General features: G+C 73.0%; 15 protein-coding genes. 7 read left to right on the top strand and 8 right to left on the bottom strand.

Going from position 1 to position 23,308, the window contains the following annotated elements; translation table 11 throughout:
• The 4 genes from ACZ4U1_RS03355 to ACZ4U1_RS03340 all read right to left on the bottom strand — a co-directional run.
• Positions 1-2,702 (bottom strand): caspase, EACC1-associated type (locus ACZ4U1_RS03355; RefSeq protein WP_467899019.1); only part of this gene is annotated, 2,702 nt, incomplete at its 3' end.
• 142 nt (positions 2,703-2,844) lie between these two features.
• On the bottom strand, positions 2,845-3,834 hold the full coding sequence (locus ACZ4U1_RS03350) for an SMP-30/gluconolactonase/LRE family protein (RefSeq protein WP_467899017.1): 990 nt from the start codon (positions 3,832-3,834) through the stop codon (positions 2,845-2,847).
• Between the two features lie 189 nt (positions 3,835-4,023).
• Entirely contained in the window at positions 4,024-4,488 is a 465-nt protein-coding gene (locus ACZ4U1_RS03345) for a hypothetical protein (protein WP_467899016.1), read from the bottom strand.
• A 125-nt stretch (positions 4,489-4,613) separates the two neighbouring features.
• Complete coding sequence (locus tag ACZ4U1_RS03340; protein ID WP_467899014.1) at positions 4,614-7,268, bottom strand: glycoside hydrolase family 31 protein; 2,655 nt, start codon at positions 7,266-7,268, stop codon at positions 4,614-4,616.
• Between the two features lie 226 nt (positions 7,269-7,494).
• Here ACZ4U1_RS03340 and ACZ4U1_RS03335 point away from each other — a divergent pair, with 226 nt between their 5' ends.
• Positions 7,495-8,592, top strand: coding sequence for a GNAT family N-acetyltransferase (locus tag ACZ4U1_RS03335; RefSeq protein ID WP_467899012.1), 1,098 nt, complete (start codon positions 7,495-7,497; stop codon positions 8,590-8,592).
• Between the two features lie 13 nt (positions 8,593-8,605).
• Here ACZ4U1_RS03335 and ACZ4U1_RS03330 read toward each other — a convergent pair whose 3' ends face one another.
• The 3 genes from ACZ4U1_RS03330 to ACZ4U1_RS03320 all read right to left on the bottom strand — a co-directional run bounded on the left by ACZ4U1_RS03330 (position 8,606) and on the right by ACZ4U1_RS03320 (position 11,031).
• Positions 8,606-8,773, bottom strand: coding sequence for a hypothetical protein (locus ACZ4U1_RS03330; RefSeq protein ID WP_467899009.1), 168 nt, complete (start codon positions 8,771-8,773; stop codon positions 8,606-8,608).
• Positions 8,774-9,620: 847 nt separating this feature from the next.
• Positions 9,621-10,628 carry a Ppx/GppA family phosphatase gene (locus tag ACZ4U1_RS03325; protein ID WP_467899007.1) on the bottom strand — a complete coding sequence of 336 codons (1,008 nt, stop codon included), beginning with the start codon at positions 10,626-10,628 and terminating at the stop codon, positions 9,621-9,623.
• 79 nt (positions 10,629-10,707) lie between these two features.
• Entirely contained in the window at positions 10,708-11,031 is a 324-nt protein-coding gene (locus ACZ4U1_RS03320; protein WP_467899005.1) for a ribosomal protein L7/L12, read from the bottom strand.
• 179 nt (positions 11,032-11,210) lie between these two features.
• On the opposite strand from ACZ4U1_RS03320, the gene ACZ4U1_RS03315 reads away from it, so the two are divergent.
• From ACZ4U1_RS03315 to ACZ4U1_RS03300, 4 genes are all read left to right on the top strand, one after another.
• Positions 11,211-12,368: an FAD-dependent oxidoreductase gene (locus tag ACZ4U1_RS03315; protein ID WP_467899002.1), complete on the top strand. Its 1,158-nt coding sequence runs from the start codon at positions 11,211-11,213 to the stop codon at positions 12,366-12,368.
• 153 nt (positions 12,369-12,521) lie between these two features.
• A complete protein-coding gene (locus tag ACZ4U1_RS03310) occupies positions 12,522-14,315 on the top strand; it encodes an RICIN domain-containing protein (protein WP_467899000.1) in 1,794 nt (597 codons plus the stop codon).
• A gap of 45 nt (positions 14,316-14,360) precedes the next feature.
• Positions 14,361-15,176: an inositol monophosphatase family protein gene (locus tag ACZ4U1_RS03305; protein WP_467898998.1), complete on the top strand. Its 816-nt coding sequence runs from the start codon at positions 14,361-14,363 to the stop codon at positions 15,174-15,176.
• A gap of 123 nt (positions 15,177-15,299) precedes the next feature.
• Complete coding sequence (locus tag ACZ4U1_RS03300) at positions 15,300-17,840, top strand: discoidin domain-containing protein (protein ID WP_467898996.1); 2,541 nt, start codon at positions 15,300-15,302, stop codon at positions 17,838-17,840.
• A gap of 25 nt (positions 17,841-17,865) precedes the next feature.
• Here the strand turns inward: ACZ4U1_RS03300 and ACZ4U1_RS03295 are convergent, their stop codons facing one another.
• Entirely contained in the window at positions 17,866-19,032 is a 1,167-nt protein-coding gene (locus ACZ4U1_RS03295; RefSeq protein ID WP_467898994.1) for an amidohydrolase, read from the bottom strand.
• Between the two features lie 146 nt (positions 19,033-19,178).
• Between ACZ4U1_RS03295 and ACZ4U1_RS03290 the strand changes: the two genes are divergently transcribed.
• Entirely contained in the window at positions 19,179-20,642 is a 1,464-nt protein-coding gene (locus ACZ4U1_RS03290) for an aminotransferase class I/II-fold pyridoxal phosphate-dependent enzyme (protein WP_467898992.1), read from the top strand.
• A 374-nt stretch (positions 20,643-21,016) separates the two neighbouring features.
• On the top strand, positions 21,017-23,299 hold the full coding sequence (locus ACZ4U1_RS03285; protein WP_467898990.1) for a catalase: 2,283 nt from the start codon (positions 21,017-21,019) through the stop codon (positions 23,297-23,299).
• The last annotated feature ends 9 nt before the right edge of the window (positions 23,300-23,308 follow it).

The raw sequence follows: 23,308 nt of genomic DNA, 5'->3' as shown, positions 1-23,308 counted from the left end.
GGGGGGGGGGGGAGCGGGGGGGTGGTGGGGGGCACCTCGGTCGGCGGGCCGTGTTCTTTTTCGGGCCTGGAAGACGGGGGGAGGAGCTGGTGTTCTCCCCCCCCCCCCCCCCCCGCGGCACGCCCGAGCAGGCGGCGGCGCAGCTGTTCCCGTGCGCCGGACTGCATCGTGGCCGGGGGCACGGGTTCATCGAGCAGCCAGGCCAGTTGTTCGATGAGCGAGTCGGTGAAGGCCATGCTGTCGGCCTGGCCCGCGAGGCGGTGCGAGGCGAAGAACGCCACGACGTCGACGTCGGGAGGGGGACGCAGCGCGAAGGTGGAGAGCAGCGCCGTCTTGCCCGACCAGGGGGCACCCTGCACGAGGGCGTACGGCTTGCCCCCGTGGCAGAAGGCCGCCAACGCCTCCAGCTCCGTCTCCCGGTCGTGCAGCAGTGCCGGGGCCAGGGCGCGGATCTGGTCGATGTAAGGGGCCACCCGCTCAGGTTCCGGGCCGGGGATCTCGGGCAGCTTGTCGAGCGGTCCCAGCCCCAGCAGTGCGGTCAGTCGCTCCTGGTGCTCGGGTGAACCGGTCAGGAGGCGCTCGATCCGGACGGCTTCGAGGTGATCGGGGCCGTCGAAGGGGTTGAGCGCGTTGATGACGCCGACGATGCGCCCTGCGGCCCACACCGGTGCGCCGCCCATTCCGCCCCAGGGGGAGGGGCCGCCGTCGGTCGGCTCGCGCGGAGCGCCGTTCACGGTGATTTCGAGTGTGCCGCTCCGGAGGTTGGACAGGGTGGACGTGGCACCGAAGAGGTGGGCCAGGTCCGTGATGGTCCGTCCACTGTGCCAGTCCCGACGCTCCTTGTAGACGGGGAAGCCCGCGGCTTCCACGGTGACCACCGCCGGTCGGCTCGTGATGCGGCCGTAGCGCACAGGAGGGACGACGGGGGCGTGGCTGGGCGGCTCGAACCGCAGGACGGCGACGTCCGCGGTGTCGTCCACCCACGCGACGGTCGCCGGTCCGGTCCATTCCTCGCGGCCGAAGGTGAGCCGCAGGAGGATCTCGGCGTGGCCCCGCACCGCGTGGGCCGCGGTCAGCACGCAGTCGTTCGTCACCCGGTAGCCCGAGCCGTGGTAGCCCCCTGTCAGGACTTCGGCGATGCGCGCCGGATCCAGGTGCCGTGAGGAGCCGGCGCCGGCCTCCGCCCGCGTCGGCGGAACGGATTCCCGGATCTCCGACGGCGCGCTCGGGAAGAGGGTGACCGTGATCATCCCGTGCCGGATCACCACCACCGGTTCCGGCGAGCCCAGGGTCTGGCAGTCCGCGACCGACCGGGGCAGCCCCGCGCCGACGGACTCGACCAGCTTCACCCAGGTCAGCAGCCGCGCCAGGCGGAAGTTGCGGGGCTGTGACTGGCCCTCCAGGGCGCTGAGCCGTACCTGCCCGTCGGGTACCTCCGACGGCCCTCCCCAGGTGCCGGGGCTGATCACCTCGATGCGGTCGTCGAAGACATGGACCTGTACGCAGGCCGCCTGGTCGGTGTAGTCGCGGTGCACGACGGCGTTGGCGATGATCTCCCGTACCGCGATCATCGGATAGCGGTAGGTGGTCTCGCTGTACGCGCTCGCGGCGCTGGGCGACTCGCCGAGCGCGGCCGACTTCGCCACGAAGTCGCGGGCTTTGACGATGAGTTCGGGGACCGTGCCGTGGAGGTCGACGCTCTCCACGGGGTCGGTCTTGTGGGAGCCGCGGAAGCGGACACAGCGCACCATCGCCGACGGAAGGAGCGCCGTCGGGTTCTGCCCGAACAGCAGTACCCCGGCGAGGGTGGGATGACCCTCCTTCAGAAGACCGGCTCGCTGGAGGAATTCACCGGACGTCAGCTGCTCGGGCAGGGTGGCCGCCATGTCGTCCCGCAGGTCGCGCCGGAACGCCTCGATGAGCTTCTCGCTGAGCGTCTCGCCTGGGGCGACGTCGTCCATGGAAGCCGAACGGGACGTGGCACGGCGGTCGTCGACCCGGTACTCGGGCTGCTCCGGAGGCGACGGGGAGACGGCCGGCTGCTCGGCCGTGGGTGCCGGGCGGCGGGCGATGGGAACGGCTCCCGCTCCGTCGAACTTGCGGTGCGGTGCGTGACCGTCGAACTTGACCTGTGCCAGGTAGGTGAACAGGTCGTCCAGGTCGACCACGTGATCGGTGTTCCGGTCGACGGCCCGGGTGAGCAGGCCGTCGACCAGTGCGCGGGTGAAGGGGCTCGGTTCGCCGCGTACCTCCGCGTCGGCCGCCCGGTCCGTCGCCGAGGTGGCGGCGATCAGGAAGCGTCCCTCGCCGGACAGCGCGTCGAGGAGGGCGTCGTCGCCCTTGAAGCCCCCGCTGTGGCAGCAGTCGAGTATGACGATCTTCACCTGGGCGAAGCTGGTGGCGATGACGTCGGACAAGGTCGCCGCCGGGACGGCGGTCGAATGCAGCCTGTCGACCCTGGTGTTGTTCGCGCACAGGAAGAGTTGCCGGTTGCGGTTGCGGCCGTGCCCGCTGTAGTAGAACAACAGCGTGTCGTCCGGCTCGGCGCTACTGAAGAAGTCGTCTGTCGCGCCGACGATTTCGCCGGCGTCGGCTTCGGCGACCAGACGCACCTCGCTGCGTTCGAAGAGACCCGCCGATGGGTCGGTGAGCGCGTCGCGCAGGAGGATCCCGTCCGCCTTCGGGCCCTGGAGTTCGTGCAAGGCACCCGGATCTCCCGGAAACCGTGAGTTGCACACGATCAAGGCCCGGTACATGCGCCCCAGCTTATGGGTTGCCGATCCGCGTCACCAGACGCGTGCCGCCGGCCGGACCGACCGGCCGACGGCGACGTGCCTACGACCCCTACCCCCGGCCGATGAGGTGGCGCAGGCGGGCCAGCAGGAGGTTGGGGTCCCGCCGGGTGGTGTAGGCACCGCTCGGCACGTACACGGTCCGGCCGCGGACGGCCACGGAGGTCGGGTTGGACAGGCCGTCCTGCGCGGTGAGCACGGGGACGACGGTGCCGTCCCTGTGGATCAGGACGACCTTGCTGCCGGCGTTGAGCGCGGCCAGCACGCTCCTGCCGTACCCGGGGAAGGTGAAGTCGTCGATGCCGGTGAGCGCGTCGGCCCGGGTCTCGACCGGGCCGGCGCTGCCGTCGGGGCTTACGGGGATGCGCAGCAGCGTGCCCCGGTCCGTGTTGGACACCCACACGGCGTCCCTGCGGACCTTGATGCCGTTGGCGCCGAAGCCGCGGGCGGGCGGCGCCGGGAGCGGAGCGAGCGCGGGGCCCGTCGCCCACTTCGTGGCCCTGCCTCCGGCCTGCGGGACGCGCCAGACGGTGCCGCGCACCGAGTCGGCCGCGTAGAGCACGCCCTGGTGCTCGTCGAGGGCCAGCCCGTTGGGCAGCCCGTCGGCCGGCAGCGCGGCGATCTTCTCCGGCGCGCCGCCGTCGGGGGAGAGGCGCCAGATGCCGGTCTTGCTGGTGCCGGTGGCGTAGTTGACGTACAGCGTGCCGTCGTGGGCGCGGGCGATGCCGGTGACGACGGCGCGGTGCACGAGCGGGGTGGCCGGGTGGGCCACGGCGGGCAGGGTCGCCCGGACCCGGGTCCGGCCCTCGGGGGTGACGTGGGCGATCTGCCGGGCGTAGGCGAACGTCAGGTCGGCGGAGCCGTCCCGGTCGAGCGCGATGTTCTCGGGCGTCCGTCCGGCGGCCAGGTCGAAGTGGGTGAGGACGCGCGCGTCCGTGACGAGCCGCTCACTGCCGGGGGCGGGCGGGGCGGGCGTGGCGGCGACGAGGCCGAGCGCGAGCACGGCCGTGGCGGCGCCGGTCAGGCGGGGGAGTCGGGACATGTGACCTCTTTTCGGTCGGCGCGCTGGGCGCCGGCGTGCGGGTCACACCAACATGACGGGGGAGGGGCCGCCGGTGGCGGGAGCCGGGCCGCGGGATCGCCCGCGCGGACCACCGTCACGCGCCCCGCGGGGCGCGCCCGGGTGACGATCCGGCCCTGCGGGCGGGCCCCGGGTCGCCGGGCCCGTCCGTCAGTCCCAGAGCGGATACGTCATGACCTGCTTGAAGCCCTCCGGACGGCCCTCCGGATAGGTGAGGCTCATCCGGTCGTAGCGCTGGACCGCCGGGTGCTTCTTCCAGGGCTTCGCGCGGTCGAGCCGGACGGTCACCGGGTACGCGTGGAAGGTGCCGGCCGCGCAGTACGGCTTGCAGTCGTTGACCATGTTCACGCCCACGGCGGTCGCCCCGTCCGGACCCCACTGCGACCAGTGGAGCCCGGTGAGCCGGCTGTTGCCGTCGCCGCAGGCGAGGATGAAGTCGCCGGGGCGGACGGTGCGGTGCCACAGGCAGTCGACCAGGACGGGCTGTGACGCGCCGGCCCGGGGAGGCGGTGGTGAGGTGGTGGCCGGCGCACTGGCCGTGGCCGTGGTCATGGCCGCTGTCAGCAGGGCTCCCGCCGCGAGAGTGACCGCCGTTCCCACCACTGATCCGCGCATGGCCGCTCCCACCCGTCGTGCTGTGTCCGACCGCGTGCACCCGACGCTACGACCGTCCCGCCGATTGCACCAGTCGCGCAGGTCGGGCCGCGTGTCAGCCGTGTGGCGACGGTGAACGGGACACGTCAAGAGCTCCTTTGCCTCGGCTCGACCAGGCGCACGGTGAACCCCCGGTCGAGCGGCAGACTCGGGGTGCTGAGGGTGGTGACCCGGGTGCCGGCGTCGTACGACCAGGCGTCGGCCGGCAGCGGACGCCCGTCGAGCAGGACCCGCGCGGGTGCCGTGCCGCCGTGCACGGTGAACCGGTACGACCGGGCGGCCGGCTTGCCCGCGTAGTCACCCCGGCTCGCGCCGGCCGTCACGGTCGTCCCCCCGGCGTCGCCGCGCACCGACACCCGCTGAGTGGCCGCGGCTCCCTTGGCGAAGTCACGGGTCACACCGTCGTCCTCGTACAGCGTGTAGTGGCTGCTGCCGTGCGCGGCCGGGTACAGGTCCCAGTCCAGCTCGTGCCGGTCGCGGGTCTGCCAACTCGTCGTCCCCTTCGGCCACATGGGGACGATCGCGCCCTCGCGCACGAACAGCGGCAGGGTGTCCAGCGGGGCGTGGTAGCCGTTGAGCGTGGTCGGGCCCTCGTAGGTGCGCCCGGTCCAGTAGTCGGTCCAGGTGCCCTCGGGCAGATAGATGCCGTCGCGGGTCTCCGCGTCCTCGTACACCGGCGCGACCAGGAAGTCCGGGCCGGACAGGAACTCGTACTTCGCCTGCGCGCCCAGGGTGTTCGGGTCGTCCGGGTACTCCAGCCAGAGCGGACGCACCGCACCCACGCCCGTCCTCGCCGCCTGCGCGGACAGGGTGTACATGTACGGCAGCAGCCGCTCCTTCAGCTGGAGGTACGTGCGGTTGATCGAGGTGTACGGCTCGCCGTCCCGCCACGGCTGCTGGTCGGCGGGCTTGCCGGTGGTGAGGTCGCTGGCCCAGCCGTCCATCGTCATGATGGCCGGCAGGAACGCCTTCCACTGGAGGTCGCGGGTGTACATCTTGGCGTCGTGGCGGTAGATGCTGCCCACGTCACCGGTGTTGTAGGCGATACCGGACATCGTCGCCCCGGCGTACGTCGGGATCTGCCAGCGGATGTAGTCCCAGGACAGCTTCTGGTCGCCGCTCCACAGCACCCCGCAGCGCTGGGCGCCCGCCCAGGACACCGGCAGCCACACGAAGCCGCGCGCGTCGCTGTTGTCCTCGATCCCCTGCTTGGCCGCGTCACAGGCGTCCAGTGCGAACTTGTAGCCGTTGCCGACCCAGGCCACGTCCAGCTTGGCCACCCGCTGGCCCGCCTTGACCTGGTCGGCGAGCTTGTCGATGCCGTCCTGGGTCCACAGGCCGAGCTGGGCGTGGTGGTCCTCAAGGCCCTTGGCCGTCTGCTCCAGGTTCTCGTACCCGCAGCCGTACCCGTCGTTGACCAGCATCCAGCCGAGCGGCATCCGGTGCTCGGTGTAGCCGTCGGCGATCTTCAGCGCGTCGAGGGTGTGCCGCTCGCCCCGGTTGGCGTTGTGCAGATAGCAGTCGGAGTCGCCCGGTTCGAGGCCGTACACGGGCGGCATGAAGGGCCTTCCCACCAACGCCGTGTACTCGCCGATCACCTGCTTGGCGTCGCCGAGGAAGTAGTAGGCGTCCAGGCGCCGTTCCTGCTGGCCGGTCGTCACCGGAGAGCCGAAGGTGTACACGCCCGGCGCGAAGGTGTTGCGGAAGACGCCGTAGCCCGCGCTGGAGAGGTAGAACGGCTGCGAGTTGTTGTAGCCGCCCTCGTTCCAGTCGAAGCTGTTCGCGACGTACATCGTCCGGCCGCGGTGCGAGAAGCTGCCGTTCTGCTCGCCGCCGCCGAAGAACTGCTCGTCGGCGCCCCGCGCGAGGCTCTGCCGCATCCCGCCGGTGGACCAGCGCAGCGGCTTGTCCTCCTGCCAGATCCGGGTGCGGTTGTCCGCCTCGTACAGCCCGAACCGCAGCGGCTTCTTGTACACGCGCAGCACGGCCTGAGGGGACCGGATGCCGTAGTAGTCGCCCGCGTCGAACGACGAGGTGTGCCGTTGGAGCGCGGGCTGCCTGCGCACGATGGCGGTGCCGGCCGGATCGCTCAGCGAACCGGACGGGTCGGCCTGGAGCCGGAGTTGCCCTCCCTTCAGGAAGTCGGCGCGTGCGGTGAGCCGCCCGGCGCCGATGGTGTAGCTGCCGTCGCCGCCCGAGAAGGACGTGAGGTCACCGGCGTCCGTGGTCGCGGGCAGATAGGCGGTGCCGGTGAAGGAGTTGTCGTGCACGTCGTACGGCACCACGAGCACGTGGTAGGTGCCCGAGGCCCGCGGGATCACCGTGGCCTCGGGGTCGGCGGTGCCCGCGCTGGATGCCACCTGCTTGCCGTGGTCGTCGTAGACGTACAGGTCGAAGTCGTCCGAGGGGCGTTCCCACTTGACGGACAGGGGGATGCCGCCCTCGGGGTTGTCGTCCCAGTAGCCGTCCGGCACCGAGACCGTCAGGTCGAAGCGGGAGCAGACGGTGCCGTCGGGGTCGGTGGCGGCGTCTGGGCACTTCTCGGGACCGCCGCCGGTGCCCTTGGCGTAGACCGGGCTCTGCCAGCTGACGCTGCTGTGGGCCGGGTCAAGGACGGCGCCGGCCGCCGGTGCGGCGGCCTGGGCGGGGGCCGGGGCGGCGAGCGCGGTCCCGGCCAGGACGCTCGCCAGCCCCAGCGGTATCCAGGCCGGCCACGGCACACGGTGTCGGAGTCTTCGCACGGCGGAACAGCTCCCCTCGCACCTTCGCGGACTGACTGTTCTTACGGCGGTGCTGCTTGAAAGCGCTTGAAATGAGCGTCAATCGAGCAACTTCACGCACGAAGCCTCAGGGTTGAAGCAGGTTCATGTCAATACCGCGGAGGCGTCCTGAGGCACCCTTGACAGGGTGCGGGGGTTTCGCGAGGTTTGAGCCTTGTCCTACGGTTCGGGACGCGCCCCGCGCGTCATGGGGGAGGCTGACGTGGAGATCACCGTTCACAGACCCGGGGAGCTGACGACCGGGCTGCGCGAGGCCTGGCACCGCGCGATGGACGAGTCGCCCGAGTACGCCAACCCCTTCCTGGCCCCGGAGTTCGCGGCCGGCGTCGGCCGGTTCCGGGGCGAGGCGCGGGTGGCGGTCCTGCGGGAGGGCGGGGAACCGGTCGGCTTCCTTCCGTACGAGCGCGGTCCGTTCGGCACCGGCCGGGCCATCGGACTCGGCCTGTCCGACTGCCAGGCCCTCGTGCACCGGCCCGGGATCACCTGGGACGTGCGGGAACTGCTGCGGGCCTGCGGGCTCAGCGTCTTCGAGTTCGACCATCTGCTGCGGGAACAGCGGCCGTTCGAACCCCATGTCACCGGTACCTTCGCCTCACCGGTGATCGATGTGAAACCCGGCGACGGCACCTACGCCCAGTGGCTGCGCGGCACTTACCCGGGGCTGGCCAAGACCACGCTGAAGAAGGAGCGCCGGCTCGGCCGGGACGTCGGCGAGGTGCGGTTCGTGTTCGACGAGCGGGACCCGCGGATGCTGCGCACCCTCATGCGGTGGAAGTCCGCGCAGTACCGCAGAACCGGCCGCATGGACCGGTTCTCCCGGCCATGGATCGTCCGCCTGGTCGAGGATCTGTTCGGCGTTCGCGAGGAGCACTTCACCGGGGTGCTGTCCGTGCTGTACGCGGGCGACCGGCCGGTCGCCGCCCACTTCGGCCCCCGGTCGAGCACGGTCCTGGCGGCCTGGTTCACCGCCTACGACCCCCAACTGCCCGCCTACTCACCCGGATTGATGATGCACCTGCGGACCGCAGAGGCCGCCGCCCGGCACGGGGTGACCCTGGTGGACCTCGGGCGCGGCGACAAGGAGTACAAGGACTGGCTGAAGACCCGGGAACTGCGGGTCGGCGAGGGGTTCGCCGCCCGCCCGCACCCGGTGGCGCTGGCCCGCCGGCTGTGGCGGCGGCCGGTGCGCGGCCTGCGGAACACGGTGCTGGCCCATCCGCGCCTGCGCGAGCCGGCCGACCGGCTGCTGAGGACGGTGGGCACCCTGCGGACCCGCGGCCGGTAGCCACCCGCCCCCCTCAGCGGCTCTGCCACCACAGCAGACCGCCCGCGACGAGAGCCGAGCCCGCCGCGCCCGCGACCCCGCGTACGACAGCGAACAGTGCGGCCCGCCCCAGCCCGCGGACGGTGTGCCGGCGTGGCCGTCGCGCCGCCCTGTCCATCGAGAACCCCTTCCACTTGGTCATGCCCACCCCTTCCGGTCGGTCCGGCCCTGCGCCGGTCCGTCGCCCCGCAGTCTGCTGCCGTGTCACCGAAGCCACCCGGAGCAGCGGGAACACCGGGCGGACTCGTCCTACGCTGGCTGTTCGGCGAGTTGCCCGCCGTGCCCGCCGCGGGCGGGACCGGACGGCGGGCAGAAGGGGGACGTGGGTGACATCGCGGTCCGAGGAGGCCCAGGCGCTCTACGAGCAGTTGCGCGCCCTGGAACAACGCGCACAGGACGCAGTGCGCCGGGCCGGCCGGCGATACTCACGCAGGGAGGTCAGCCGGGCGCTCGGCAGACCGCCGGCGGCGTGCGGGGTGCGGCAGCGCGTGCCGCCGCGCTCTGCGAGCAGTTGGGACGGCCCTCGGAGGCGGCCGACTGGTACCGGCGGGCGGCCGAGGAGGGAGACCTGGACGCCCTGCGGCACACCGCGCGTCTGATGACGCCGGCCGTGGGCCAGGATGCCGCTTTCGCCTGGCTCATGGCGTGCGCCGACCGGCACGCCGCGGCGGACCGGGACGAGCCACGGGCCACCGTGGCCGGGCTGCTCCATGCCGCCGGACGCACCCCGGAGGCGCTCGACTGGCTCCGCCGCGCCTCGGGGGCCGGTGACCCCTACGCCTGGTACCAGTACGTCGGCCTGCTGGAGTCCGCGGGCCGTACGGGGGAGGCGCAGCGGTTGCGGCGGTACGGGTGGGAGCCTGGGGGAGCGATCTCGCAACCGTGGAGCGCGGTCCCGCCCGGCCCGCTGCCCCTGGTCCGGTCGGCCGTACGGCCCCGAACCGGCCGGTGCAGCCGTTCGGGCCCCGTCGGCCGCGGGCAGGGCGCGGTCAGGCGGGCGGTCCGGCGATGCGCAGGGTGGCCGCCGGGACCGGTGCGGGGCCGGCGGTCTCGCCGGTGGCGTCCGTCCACCAGTCGGAGCCGTCCTCGACGTAGCGCAGCAGCACACCCTCGCGGATCGCCCAGGGGCAGACGACGGCCCGGGGCAGGCCCATCAGCTTCAGCGCGGTGTGCCCGACGACCGCTCCGGCCAGGCTCTGGGCGGCGCGCGGGGCGGAGATGCCGGGCAGCTGGGCGCGTTCGGCGGCGGGCAGCGCGGAGAGGGCGCGCACCGCCTCGCGCAGGTCCTGGCAGGCCAGTTCCCGCTCCATGAAGGGGCCGTACCGCCCCGGCGCGGCCCCGCACAGCCGGGCCAGCTGCTGGAACGTACGGGAGGTGACCGCGGCGGTGCGCGGGCGCTCCCAGCGGATCCGCGCGGCCACGTCCCGCAGTTCGTGGCGGATACGGCGGCGCAGCTCCTTCAGCTCGGCCGCCCCCGGCGGGTCCTGGACGCCCAGGTGCTCCTGGGTCAGCCGGTTCGCGCCGAGCGGCAGGGAGGCGGCGAAGTCGGGCAGCCGGCCCCGGCCGAAGGCCACCTCCAGCGAGCCGCCGCCGATGTCGAGCAGGGCGAGGGGGCCCGCCTTCCAGCCGAGCCAGCGGCGGGCCGCCAGGAAGGTCAGCTCGGCCTCGGTCTCACCGGGCAGGGTGCACATGCGGATCCCGGTGCCGGACGCCACCCGCTGGAGCACCTCGTGACGGTTCGGGGCGTTGCGGACCACCGCGGTCGCGAAGGCCAGCGGGCCCGCCGCGTGCCAGCGCCGGGCTGTGGCACCCGCCGCGGCCACCGCCTTCACCAGCCCCTCCACCGCCTCGCCGCCGAGGGCGCCGTCGGGGCCGACCTGTTCGGACAGGCGCAGCTTCCACTTGACGGTGTGCACCGGCAGCGGAACACCACCCTCCACATCTGCGATCACCAATCGGACTGTGTTCGACCCCGCATCCACCACGCTCACCCGCATGGCCGGGGAGTACCCACTTCACCGGCGACGACCCGTGACACGGGGGGCGTGCCGATGCACGCCGCTCCCGCCGCGCGCCTCAGGTCCCGCTCGCGCGGCAGTCCGACGCGGACCGGTAGCGCGAGGCGCACGGGCCGGGAGCCAGTGGGCGCCCGCTGGGCGGCAGCGTCCGTGCGCACCACCCGCACACCATGTCCGCCCCGGCTCCCGCCGCACGCAGCCGCGTCGCGGCCTGGACGGCCGCCTCGAACCAGATGTCCTCGACCACCGGTACCGGAACGGCGGCCATCAACCGCGCGCTCCGCCAGGCGCTCAAGCCGGTGACGGCACGCAGGGCCTGCACGACGTCCCGCCGGCGATCCCCCGCACCGGTGAGCAGCACACGGAAAGCCGGCTCCTCCACCCGACGGCCCCTCCCTCTCGCCCGCGTCCTCGCCGGCCCGTCCCGAACCCCTCGCCGGCTGTCTCTTCGCCGGCCCTGTCCGGATCCCGCCCACCCGGCCCCCGACGGCCCCGCCACTGCCCTTGGATGGCCCCGACCACTGTCGGCGGGCGGAGCGGCGGGTGACCGGAGCGGATGCGATGAGGGTACTGGTGATCGGCGGTGGCATCGCGGGCACCGCGACCGCCCTGGGCCTGCACAAGGCCGGTCTCGACGTCACCGTGTTCGAGGCGCACCCGGACACGGCCGAGGACATCGGCGCCTTCCTCACCCTGGCGAGCAACGGCATGCGCGCGCTGGCCGAACTGGGCGCCACGGCCGCCGTCACCGCCGTCGGTTTTCCGCTGACTTCCCTGCGGCTGCTCGACAGCGCGGGCACCGAGATCACGCACGCGCCGCTCGGCGAGGCCGGCGATCCCGCCCTGCGCTACCGCTGTCTGCGCCGCGGCGAGCTGAACGCGGCCCTCCAGGGCGAGGCGGTCCGGCGCGGCGTCCGGCTGCGCCACGGTGTCCGCCTGGTGGCCGTCACCGACGGACCGGACGGGGTCACCGCCCGCTTCGCCGACGGCACCACCGCCACCGGAGACCTGCTCGTCGGCGCCGACGGACTGAAGTCGACCGTCCGCCGGCTGCTGCTGCCCGAGTCCCGGCCCGGGTACTCCGGCCAGCGGGTCTACTACGGCTACACCGGCACCGCACCCGTGTCCGCCCCGCAGGCCGCCATCACCATGGTGCGGGGCAGCGCCACCGCGTTCGGATACACGGTCTCCCCGGCGGGACAGACGTACTGGTTCGCCCGCGCCGGCGGCGATCCGCTGCCCGCCGGAGCGACCGCCGCGCCCTCCGCCGAGCTGCGCGCACACCTGCTGCCGCTGCTGCGCGAGGACGAGACGCCCGCCGCCGGTCTGGTCGCGTCCGCCGACGGGGAGATCATGGCCGTCAACGCGACGGAGATGCCGCTCGGCGCCCCGTGGCACACCGGACGGGTCCTGCTCGTCGGCGACGCGGCCCACGCGGCCTCCCCGGCGACCGGACAGGGCGCCTCCATGGCCCTGGAGGACGCCGTCGTCCTGGCCAAGGCGCTGCGTGACCTGCCGGACCCCGGGAGCGCGTTCACCGCGTACGAGCGCCACCGGCGGCCGCGGGCCGAGCAGAACATCACCGTCAGCGGCGGCCTCTCCCGCGGCACCCGCACACCGTCCCGTCCGGCCCCCGTCATGGCCCGTCCCGCCGAGCCGGACGAGCGGCTGCTGCGCCAACTGGCCTGGGACACCCCGCTGCCGCCCGAGCCGCACTGACCGCCAGCCCGTGCGCGAACGTGGTCGCACCGGCCGCGTCGCGCGCACGAAAGTGCAAGAGGCGGGGCACGGGAGTCCATTGCCGGGGTGACGCCGGAGCCGGATCGTTCCGTGCAACCGGCCCTTCGGCAACAAGGAGCACCCGTGCGACCGTTGAGCAGAGCAGGCGGCGCCGTGGCCGCCGCCGTCGCCCTGGTCCTGGGCGGCGGCACCGCGGCGCCCGCGCAGACCGCGTCCCCCGGCGCCGCCGGCTACACCGTGACCGTGGGCACCCCGGTGCCGTTCACCCACCCCACGGACACCCCCGCCACCCCCTACCTCGACAAGGACGGCACCTTCCACTACCAGCAGTCCGCCGCGCTCTACGGCGCCGACGACCCGCGGGTCTGGGACTTCTACACCGGCAAGGACTTCGACAGCGCCACCTTCGACCGCACGCTCAGCGAGGCGGTGAACCCGGCCGACCCCGCCGACCGCAACGACGACACCACCTGGCGGTGCAACAACAGCCCCACCGGGCGCGAGGCGACGTACGCGCCGGCCGGCTCGCGCTACGCGCAGAAGAACTACTGCGACCTGTCCGGGGTGTGGATCGACCCCGACACCGGTGACTGGTACGGCCTGGTGCACAACGAGTTCACCCCGCAGCCCTTCGGCGACGGACTCCACTACGACGCCATCGACTACGCCGTCTCCACCGACCAGGGCCGCACCTGGACCATCGAGGACCACGTGATCACCTCGCCGTACAGCACCAGGCGCGGGGACACCACGGCCTTCCCGCACGAGACGTACTCCTACGGCGACGGCGACCAACGCCTGTTCGTGGACCCGGCCTCCGGCTACTTCTACGTCTATTACGGCTCGCGGATCGTCGACAAGAGCGGCGGCTGGAAGGCCTTCTACGAGCACGTGGCCCGTGCCCCGATCGCCGCGAAGATGGCCCCCGGCTCCTGGCGCAAGTGGTACGACGGGGCCTGGTCCCAGCCCGGCACCGGCGGCCGGGAGAGCAACCTCGTCCCCGTCGACGCCGGCCACCCCACCGGCCACACCCCCGCCGACGCCGAGTACGACCCGGCCAACACCGGCACCGCCGCCCAGCAGATCGCGGCCGGCACCATGCCCCCGACCTCACCGCTGTTCGTCCTGAACATCGCCTACGACGCCCACCTCGGCCTGTACATCGGCACACCGCAGGCCGTCGACCAGAGCGGCCACGCACCGCAGTACCTGTACGCCACCGACGACCTGGACACGCAGAAGTGGCGGCTCATCGGCGACACCGGCGACTACACCACCGCGTCCTGGTACCGCTGGTTCCTGGACCGCGCCAACCGCACCGGCTCCGCCGTCGTCGGCAGGACCTTCCGCGCCTACTGCTCCTTCGGCTGCTCCCACGACGCCTCCGGCGAGTACGTCGACATCACCGTGGATTCCGCCACGCCGGCCGCCCCGCCCGTGGACATCGGCCGCACGTACCGCATCGCCGGCGGCACGGGCCGCGTCCTCGCCCAGGCGTCCGGCGGTTCCGCCGTCACCTCGGTGGCACGGCCCTCCGGCTCCGCCCGCGAGTCGTGGTCCTTCACGCCCACCGGCGACGGCGCCTTCACCCTCGCCAACGCCGCGACCGGCCGGCTGCTGAGCGTCGACTCGGGCAGGACGGCCGGCCGTGCCTGGGGCGCCAGGCCCACGGTCACCGCGGTCCGGGCCGGCGGACCGTCCGTCGGACAGCAGTGGTTCGTGATCCCCGACTCCGCCGACGGCGGCTACCGCCTGGTCAACCGCTACAGCGGCCTCGTCCTCGGCCTCTCCGCGAACCCGGGCCGGCTCGCCGAGACCACTGCGCTGCGCACCTGGACGGACACCACCGGCACCACCGTCGGCGACGGACGCACCGCGGCCGAACAGACCCTGTCCCTCACCCCGGCCGGCGTCCGGGCGCACTGAGCCGGAGAAGGCCCGCGGTGACCGCGGCTCTCCTATGCTGCCCCCATGTCGATCATCAACGGGGAGTCCGACGCCCGGCTGGCCGTGACGGCGGCGCAGGCCGGTGCGGCGGTGGTGCGGGAGATGTACGGCCGGCGGCTGGACCGCCGTGAGAAGGCCGCCGGTGACTTCGCCACGGCGGCCGACCTCGCCGCCGAGCGGGCCGTTCTGGAGGTGCTGCGGGCCGCCCGGCCCGGGGACGCGGTGACGGCCGAGGAGAGCGGGGACACCGGTGCCGCCGGAGCCCGGCGCCGCTGGCTGGTCGACCCGCTGTGCGGCACCCTCAACTACGCCGTGCAGACCACACTCGTCGGCGTGAACGTCGCTCTGCGGGTCGGCTCGGAGGTCACCGCCGCGGCGACGGCCGATCCGTTCAGCGGGGAGGTGTTCTGGACCGACGGCGCGCGGGCCGTGGTCCGCCGCGACGGCGGTGACACGGAGCTGACGCCCGCCGCCGGGTCCGCGCTGGTGGACGTCAACCTCGACCCGCCGTTCCCCAACGCGCCCGGCTTCCAGCCGGCCCGTCTGCTCGCCGACCCGGGCTTCGCCGCGCGGTTCCGGCCCCGGGTGATCTCCAGCACCCTCGCGGTGGCCTGGGTCGCCGCCGGGCGCCGGGCCGCCTACGTCACCGACGGCCGGCCCGCCGACAGCGTGCACTTCGCCGCGGGCATCGCCCTGTGCCGGGCGGCCGGCTGCACGGTGACCGGCCTGTACGGCGAGCCCCTGCACACCGGCGCCGACGGGCTGCTCGCGGCGGCCGAGGCCGAGACGCACGCCGCCCTGCTGGACCTGGTCAAGAAGCAGGCCGGTCACGTGAGTTGAGCCTTCGCTCGAAGGATGTGGTGTCGGAAGGCTTGTGGCCCGCTTGGTTCATCACTTAAATCAAAACATGAACTAAGCCGAGGGGTCAGCTCCTCGGCCCCGCCCATGTCTGGAGCCGCCGCAATGAGACTGAGATCCCTGGGCATCGCGCTGGCCGCCACGGCCGCGCTGATCGCCCTGCCCACCGCACACCCGTCGGCCGACGCGGCCGAAACCCCCTTGTCCCAGGGGAAGACGGCCACCGCGTCCTCCGAGGAGAACACCGGCACCGCCGCCGCCCACGCCGTCGACGGCGACCCCGGGACCCGCTGGTCCTCGGCCGCGGGCGACGACCAGTGGGTCCGCGTCGACCTCGGAGCCACCGCCACCGTCAGCCGGGTGGTCCTCGACTGGGAGGCCGCCTACGGCAAGGACTACAAGGTCCAGATCTCCGCGGACGGCACCACCTGGACCGACCTGAAGTCCGTCACCGGCTCCGACGGCGGCACCGACACGCTCGACGTGTCCGGCCGGGGCCGCTACGTACGGATGCTCGGCGTGCACCGGGCCACCCCATGGGGCTACTCCCTCTGGGAGTTCCAGGTGTACGGCAGCACGGACGGCGGCCAGGCGGGCTGCGGCACCGCCGACGCCGCCCGGGGCAGGCCCGCCACGGCCTCCTCCACGGAGAACGCCGGCACGCCGGCCTCCGCCGCCTTCGACGGCAGCACCGCGACCCGCTGGTCCAGCCAGGCCGCCGACCCGCAGTGGCTCCAGGTGGAACTCGGCTCCGTCAAGGACCTCTGTCAGGTCGACCTGAACTGGGAGGCCGCCTACGGCAAGGACTTCCAGATCCAGGCCTCCACCGACGGACAGAGCTGGAGCACCCTCAAGAGCGTCACCGGGGCCAGTGGCGGCACGGCGTCGTACGACGTCAGCGGCTCCGGACGGTACGTCCGCATCCTCGGCACCGCCCGCGGCACTGGCTACGGCTACTCCCTCTGGGAGGTCGCCGTGCACACCGGCACCACCGGCGTCCCGCCCGTCCAGGGCGGCGGCGACCTCGGCCCGAACGTCATCGTCGTCGACCCCTCCACCCCGGGTCTCCAGCAGAAGTTCGACGACGTCTTCGCCCGGCAGGAGTCCGCCCAGTTCGGCGCCGGCCGCTACCAGTTCCTGCTCAAGCCCGGCACCTACGACAACCTCAACGCCCAACTCGGCTTCTACACCTCGGTATCCGGCCTCGGCCTGAACCCCGACGACACCCGGATCAACGGTGACATCACCGTCGACGCCGGCTGGTTCAACGGCAACGCCACGCAGAACTTCTGGCGTTCGGCGGAGAACCTCGCCCTCAAGCCGGTCAGCGGCACCGACCGCTGGGCCGTCGCCCAGGCCGCGCCCTTCCGCCGGATCCACGTCCAGGGCGGCCTCAACCTCGCTCCCAACGGCTACGGCTGGGCGTCGGGCGGCTACATCGCGGACTCGAAGATCGACGGTACGGTGGGCCCGTACTCCCAGCAGCAGTGGTACACCCGGGACAGCTCGGTCGGCGGCTGGACCAACGGCGTGTGGAACATGACCTTCTCCGGCGTCCAGGGCGCCCCCGCCACCAACTTCGACAACGGCCCGTACACCACCCTGGACACCACCCCCGTCTCCCGCGAGAAGCCGTTCCTGTACCTGGACGGCTCGACGTACAAGGTGTTCGTCCCGGCCAAGCGCACCAACGCCCGGGGCGTCTCCTGGCCCGCGAACGCCGGTACGTCCGTCCCGCTCGACCAGTTCTACGTCGTCAAGCCGGGCGCCACGGCCGCCACCATCAACGCGGCCCTCGCCCAAGGCCTCAACCTCCTCTTCACCCCCGGCGTCTACCACCTCGACCAGACCCTCGACGTCACCCGCGCGAACACCGTCGTCCTCGGCCTCGGCCTCGCCACCCTGGTCCCGGAGGGCGGCGTCGACGCGATGCACGTCGCCGACGTCGACGGCGTGCGGCTCGCCGGATTCCTCATCGACGCCGGCCCCGTCAACTCCGACACGCTGCTGCGCATCGGCACCCCGGGCGCCACCGCCGACCACTCCGCCAACCCCACCACCATGCAGGACGTGTTCATCCGCATCGGCGGCGCCGGACCCGGACTCGCCACCAACTCCGTGGTGGTGAACAGCGACGACGTCATCGTCGACCACACCTGGATCTGGCGCGCCGACCACGGCAGCGGCGTCGGCTGGGACACCAACCGCGCCGACTACGGCCTGCGCGTGAACGGCGACGACGTCCTCGCCACCGGCCTGTTCGTGGAGCACTTCAACAAGTACGACGTCCTCTGGAGCGGAGAACGCGGCCGGACGATCTTCTTCCAGAACGAGAAGGCGTACGACGCCCCGAACGCCGCCGCCATCACCCACGACGGCATCACCGGCTACGCGGCCTACAAGGTCGCCGACTCCGTCACCACCCACGAGGCGTGGGGGCTGGGCAGCTACTGCAACTACACGGCCGATCCGTCGATCGTCCAGGCGCACGGCTTCCAGACGCCCGTGACGCCGGGGATCAGGATGCACGACCTGCTGGTGATCTCCCTCGGCGGCAAGGGCCAGTACGCGCACGTCGTCAACACCACCGGCGCACCCACCTCGGGCACCGACACGGTCCCGTCCAAGGTGACGTCCTTCCCGTAGGGCTCCGGGCGGCGGCCGTCCGCGGTCAGGCGGGGGCGCGGCGCAGGTCCTCCCATGCGCGGTCGCGCAGTTCCGGCTCCCGCAGGACGTCCGCGGCCGTGCAGGCCAGCGCCTCCACCACCGCCGTGAGCACCCGCCGGGCCCGTTCCGAGAGCGCGGCCTCGGCGAACTCCGGTGTGTGGTCGGAGCCGCCGGCGCCCGTGATCGCGACGAACGGGTGGATGGCGGGCACCCGGCCGCTGACGTTGCCGATGTCGGAGGAGCCCAGGTAGACGCCGGGAACGGGCGGGGTGAGGGTGATGCCGGCGCGGTCCAGGTGCCCGGCGAAGCGCTCGGACAGCACCGCGCTGTCGCGGAAGTGTTCGTACCGCACGCTCGCCCGTTCCACCGTCAGGGCCGTCCCGGTCGCCAGCGCGACGCCCTCGGCGGCGGTGCGCAGCTGCCCCGCCAGTTCGTCCAGGGCGGCGGTGGTGAGGGCGCGCAGTCCGAAGCGGCCCTCGGCGTACTCCGGGACGATGTTCGTGGCCGTACCGCCCTGCGTGACGATCCCCTGGACATGGGACCCGTCCGGCAGCCGCCGGCCCAGCGCCGACAGCACGTTGAACAGCTCGACCAGCGCCGCGAGCGCGTCGATGCCCTCCGTCGGATTGCCCGTGGGATGCGCGGCCCGCCCCCGGAAGCCGACCCGGTACTGCTCCTGCGCGGTCAGCGGCGCCCGTACCCAGTCGTACACCCCCGGGTGGAACATCAGGGCGGCGTCGACCCCGTCGAAGACCCCGGCCTCCACCTCCAGGGCCTTGCCGCCTCCGCCCTCCTCGGCCGGCGTGCCCACCGCGAGGACCGTGCCCCCGGTGCCGTCCCGCACCGCGTCCGTGACCAGGGCCGCGCCGAGGCCGGCCGCCGCGATCAGGTTGTGCCCGCAGGCGTGCCCGAGCCCGGGCAGGGCGTCGTACTCCAGGGGGAACGCCACCACCGGCCGTCCCGTGCCCGAGTGGGCCGTGAACGCGGTCGGCAGGCCCGCGGTCTCCCGCCGCACCGCGAAGCCCGCCCGCTCCAGTTCCCCGGTGAGCAGCGCCGCCGCCCGGTGCTCGGCGAAGGCGGTCTCCGGGTCCGCGTGCAGGGCCGAGGCGACCGCCCACAGCGCGTCGGCGCGGCGCGCGGCCTCCTCCCGGATCCGCTGGTACAGCGACACGAGACCTCCTGGGGTGTGGCGGGCGTGGTGGTGCGTGCCGGCCCGGGTTCCACCCGGACGGCCCTTCGACACCGGCCTCGCGGGTTTGGGCCGCCCGGCCGGTGCAACACGGTGGATGCGGCACCGACCACCTCAGGAGGACAGCCATGGACCACTCGCGCGTACCCGTCCTGGAAGCGTTGCAGGAGTTCCGGCGGCGAGGAGACGTGGTGTACGGGCCACCCGGGCACAAGCAGGGCCGCGGCACCGACCCCCGCGTGGCCGAGGTCCTCGGCCTCGACGTCTTCCGCTCGGACGTGCTCACGCTGAACGGACTGGACGACCGCCGCGAGTCCCAGGGCGTGCTGGAGCAGGCGCAGGAGCTGATGGCGGACGCGGTCGGCGCCGAACACGCCTTCTTCTCCACCTGCGGCAGCTCCCTGTCCGTGAAGACCGCGATGTGCTCGGTGGCCGGCCCGGGGGAGAAGCTGCTGCTGTCCCGCAACGCGCACAAGTCGGTCATCGCCGCCGTGATCATCAACGGCGTCGAGCCGATCTGGGTCCACCCGAAGTTCGACGCCGAACGGCACATGGCCCATCCGCCCGAGCCCGACGACGTACGCGACCGGCTGCGCGAACACCCCGACGCCAAGGGCATGCTGCTCATCACGCCCACCGACTGGGGCACCTGCGCCGACGTGCGCGCAGTGGCCGACGCCTGCCACGCCTTCGACGTACCGCTCATCGTGGACGAGGCGTGGGGCGCCCACCTGCCCTTCCATCCGGGCCTGCCCGCCTGGGGCATGGACGCGGACGCCGACCTGGTCGTCACCAGCGTGCACAAGATGGGCGGCGCCATCGAGCAGAGTTCGGTGTTCCACCTCCAGCACGACCGGGTCTCGCCCACCGTGCTCAAACAGCGCGAGGACCTGCTCGGCACCACCAGCGCCTCCTGCCTGGTCTACGCGGCGCTCGACGGCTGGCGGCGGCAGATGGTCGAGCAGGGGCACGCTCTCCTGGACGCGGCTGTGCACCGCGCCGAGCGCGTCCGGGCCCGGCTGCGGGAACTGCCGGGGCTGCGGGTGATGGGCGGCGAGGTCATCGAGGAGGGCCTGGCCGCAGAGTTCGACCCGCTGAAGATCGTCATCGACGTACGGGACCTCGGGATCAGCGGCATGCAGGCGACCGAGTGGCTGCGCGCCAACTGCCACATCGACATGGGCGGCTCGGACACCTGCCGGATCACTGCCTCCATCACCCACTCCGACGACGAGGAGACCGAGAAACTGCTGGTGGAATCCGTCGGTTCGCTGGTGGAGCGCGCGGACTCGATCGAGCGGCGACCCGCCGTGCACCTGCCCGAGCCCCGCGCCCTGGAACTGGAGCAGGCGGTGCTGCCCCGCGAGGCCTTCTTCGCCGCCGCCGAGGTGGTGCCTGCCGAGCGGGCCGTGGGCCGGATCGCCGCCGAGATGATCAGCCCGTACCCGCCGGGCGTGCCGGTCGTGGCGCCGGGCGAGGTGATCACCGCCGAGGTTCTCGACTACCTGCGCAGCGGTGTCGCCCACGGCTTCCTCGTCCCCGACGCCGCGGACTCCTCCCTGGAGACGCTGAGGGTCATGGCACGCCCCTGACCGGCCCCTCCCGACCTGCGCCGGGCGGGGGCAGCGCCTAGGGTGGCCTGTGCGGGCGGCGGCCGGGTGCATGCCTGCCCCGGGTCAAGAAGCCGGCCCTGCTGCTGAACACGTCCTCGGCAGGGGTCACTTGGCCCTGCCGGTGGTCCCCGGGCCCGGACCAGCGCGTCCGGCGGGCCTCCCGCCCCGGCAATTCGATAGGAGACGGCCCGACTTCACCCCGACCGGAAATCGCCGAGATTCCCGGTTTCGGACGCCCCGGCCCGGGGACCTCGGTACGAGTGCGCCGCCACCCCTTTCGTTCGAATATCTCCCGGTATATCCCTGGGTGCCGGCCGCATGCCCCGGCGTGACCAGCGAAGGAACAGGTACTGATGAGCGAGACGAACCCCCTGAAGCGAGCGGCGGACAAGGTGGCGGACGCCCTCCAGGGCGGGCCCGCGGGCCCCGAGGACGGCATCCCCGGCAAGCCGGGAGCCGAGTCGCCGCCCGTCGCCGAACCGACCGGACCCCGCGAGCCGCTGCCCCCCAAGCCCGACCAGACCGGCCCGGACACCGTCTCGCCCACCGGGCAGCCGACCGGCGCCGACCAGGCCCGGATGGCGCAGAGCGGCGGCTACCTCACCAACGCCCAGGGCACCCGGCTGTACGACACCGACCACTCCCTCAAGGCGGGACCCCGCGGACCGGTGCTCCTGCAGGACCACCACCTGCGCGAGAAGGTCATGCACTTCGACCACGAGCGCATCCCGGAGCGCGTGGTCCACGCCCGCGGCGCCGGCGCGCACGGCGTGTTCCGCAGCTACGGCACCGCCGCCAACGTCACCAAGGCGGCGTTCCTCGCCGAGGACGTCGAGACACCGGTGTTCGTCCGCTTCTCCACCGTGCTCGGCTCCCGGGGCTCCTCCGACACCGTCCGTGACACCCGGGGCTTCGCGACGAAGTTCTACACCAGCGAGGGCGTCTTCGACCTGGTCGGCAACAACATCCCGGTCTTCTTCATCCAGGACGCCATCAAGTTCCCGGACATCATCCACGCCGGCAAGCCGCACCCGGACCGGGAGATCCCCCAGGCACAGAGCGCCCACGACACCTTCTGGGACTTCGTCACCCTGCACACCGAGGCCACCCACCACACCCTGTGGAACATGTCCGACCGGGGCATCCCGCGCTCCTACCGCACGATGGAGGGCTTCGGCGTCCACACCTTCCGGCTGGTCAACGAGGCCGGCGAGACGACCCTGGTGAAGTTCCACTGGAAGCCGAAGCTGGGCGTGCACTCGCTGGTGTGGGAGGAGGCGCAGATCATCAACGGCGTCGACCCGGACTTCCACCGCCGGGACCTCGCCGACGCCATCGAGGCGGGCGCCCACCCGCAGTGGGAGTTCGGCATCCAGACCTTCCCCGACACCCCCGACCAGACCTTCGAGGGCATCGACCTGCTGGACCCGACGAACATCGTCCCCGAGGAGCTGGCCCCCGTGCAGCCGATCGGGCTGCTCACCCTGGACCGCAACCCGTTCAACTTCTTCGCCGAGACCGAGCAGGTCGCCTTCCACGTCGGCCACCTCGTCCCCGGCATCGACATCACCGACGACCCGCTGCTCGCCGGCCGGCTTTTCTCCTACCTGGACACCCAGATCACCCGGCTCGGCGGACCCAACTTCCCGCAGCTGCCCATCAACCGGCCGCACGCCCCCGTCAACGACATGCTGCGCGACGGCATGCACCAGACCGCCGTGCACCGGGGCGCGGCCCCCTACCGCCCCAACTCCCTCGACGGAGGCTGCCCGTTCACCCCCGGCGCGCACCTCGACGGCGCGTACGTGGAGACACCCGTACGGATCCCCGAGGCGACCAAGGTGCGCGAGGCACCCGAGTCGTTCGACGACCACTTCAGCCAGCCGCGCCGGTTCTGGCTCAGCATGAGCGCCCCGGAACGCGAGCACATCATCGGCGCCTACACCTTCGAACTCGGCAAGTGTTACGAACAGGCCATCCGCGAGCGGGCCCTGCAGGTCCTGGCCAACATCGACCCGGAGCTGTGCGAGGGCGTCGCCGCCGGCCTAGGCCTGCCCGCACCCCAGCCCACGGTGCCGCTGGCCGACGTCGAGCCCAGCCCCGCCCTCTCCCAGGTCGGCCACACCTGGCCCACCGACGGCAGGATCATCGGCATCGTCACCGGCCCCGACGGCGACCTCGACGGCGTACGGGCCGTACGCCAGGAGGTGCTGGACGGCGGCATGGTCCCGCTGATCGTCGCCCCGGCGGGCGGCACCGTCGGGGACGGCGCGGACGCCCTGACCGTCCAGCGCACCTACGCCACCGCACGCTCCGTGGAGTTCGACGCCCTCCTGGTGGCCGGCACCCCCGGCGTGGGAAGCGACGCCTACGGCGCCCGGGACGCCAAGGCCAGCCACCCCGGCCTCCACCAGGCCACCCCCGACCCGCGGGTCGGCCTGCTGCTGGCGGAGGCGTACCGGCACGGCAAGGCCATCGGCGCCGCCAAGGGCGGCGAGAGCGCGCTGGAGGCGGCCGGCATCCCGCTCGACGCCCCCGGCGTGATCGCCGACGACTCCGCCACCGCCGTCCTGCAACAGCTCACCCGGCTGCTCGGCGCCCACCGGGTCTGGGAACGCTTCCCGTCCGCCGCCTGACGGCACCCG

This window comes from Streptomyces sp. NPDC028928 (genome assembly GCF_055564915.1).
The sequence above is the reverse complement of the archived record's forward strand: the minus strand, read 5'-3'. Positions and strand labels throughout refer to the sequence as shown.